General features: G+C 45.7%; 2 protein-coding genes. Both read left to right on the top strand.

Annotation, left to right across the window (positions count from 1 at the left end; genetic code table 11):
* Positions 1–68: 68 nt before the first annotated feature.
* Positions 69–530, top strand: coding sequence for a hypothetical protein (locus tag D6694_13680; GenBank protein ID RMH36659.1), 462 nt, complete (start codon positions 69–71; stop codon positions 528–530).
* 38 nt (positions 531–568) lie between these two features.
* Positions 569–1,387 carry a hypothetical protein gene (locus D6694_13675; protein ID RMH36658.1) on the top strand — a complete coding sequence of 273 codons (819 nt, stop codon included), beginning with the start codon at positions 569–571 and terminating at the stop codon, positions 1,385–1,387.
* Positions 1,388–1,437 lie beyond the last annotated feature (50 nt).

The following is a 1,437-nucleotide window of genomic DNA, read 5'->3' as shown; positions in this document are numbered from 1 at the left end:
TACGGGCTTAAACATATGCGGGGTGATATTGACAGTTTTGTCGACCTTATTGAACAAAAGGATTTTGTATGACGGACTCAACGCAGGAGGAAGAGGACCTTCAGGTGATAGCCAGGCTCAAGGATGGGCGTTCCACGGGTCTTACGAGCCTTCGGGCCTTAATTCGGGCCATTACTGAGGAGCTTCCGATAGAGCGTGTGTATGTGTGGAAAGACGTTGAGGGTGGGGCCAGGCTAGTGGACATCGGCACGATAGTTGCCACCATTAGCCTGAACCCATCCATTTTGGACTCTGAAAATCAGAAATCGTCTGAGAAGCCCAAAATGGCCCCTGAGAGCGAAAAATCTTCAGACCCTACCCCGACCCCTTCCGTTCCTCAAAATGGCCATCATGAGCCTTCTAGGGCCCCAGAAGAGCGAATGGTGATAGACAAGGTAATTCCTGCCAAGGATGGGGGTGATGGGGTTGTGATTGATTCTGAGGGTCGCAAGCACCGCTCCCTTCTTTCCCGTTTGGGGTTTTCTGATTAGGCAATCATAAAACAAGATTATATTAGGAGATTTAAAGTATGTCAGTTTTAGACGTTGGAAGTGGTATATCGTTAGCCAGGGTAGCGGCAGGTGGTGCTATTGGGGACGGCGCCACGCCTGTTCATATCCATGGATATAACCCTGCCGTTGCTTTAGGTAGTCATGAAACTATATGGCCCACGGGAGGTCTTCAGCCGAATATATTAAGCGCTGCAACCTCTGTTGAGGTGGTTTCAAGTTCAGCCGATGATGCTTCTGCCGGAATAGGTGCTAGAACTGTTAGGGTACATTTTCTTGATGCAAATTATGCTGAGGGGACAGAGGATGTAACCATGAATGGCATAACTGCTGTTGCTATGACCAATCAGGTAATAGCAGTTAATAAAATAGAAGTTCTTACAGTTGGTTCTTCTGGGGTTGCTAAAGGGTTAATTGATGTTAGAACTGTTTCAGGCGGTACAGTAATGCGACGGTTTTATAATGGCACAATTGGCTATGGAGACCAAAACGGATTTTATTCAGTCCCAGCTAACCATAAGCTTCTTATCTTTAATGAGCTTTGGGAGATGGAAACCCTTGAAGCCAATCAATTAGTTCATTATTACCTTAAGATTACTGGTCCAAGACAAAGCACAAACTCTAATCCTTGGGTTAGCACTTTTTATTCGCACGGTTTAAATCAGGGGAATAATTGGGGACCTGTAAGCTTTAAGCATGATGTGCCAATAGTAATAAATGAAAAACAGGCTGTTGAGGCTACGGCCATTGTGAGCGCAGGAACAGTGGGTGATAGGGCCGTTAGGTGCCTACTTGAAGGGGTATTAGTCGACACCACTAAAAATATCCTTGGGGTATAGACCTTGGGCGACATAGGCTTTAGCAATCTAATCACTTCGATAGATAATAT

This window comes from Gammaproteobacteria bacterium, assembly GCA_003696665.1.
GTDB lineage: Bacteria > Pseudomonadota > Gammaproteobacteria > Enterobacterales.
This window is presented reverse-complemented; position numbering and strand designations above follow the sequence as displayed.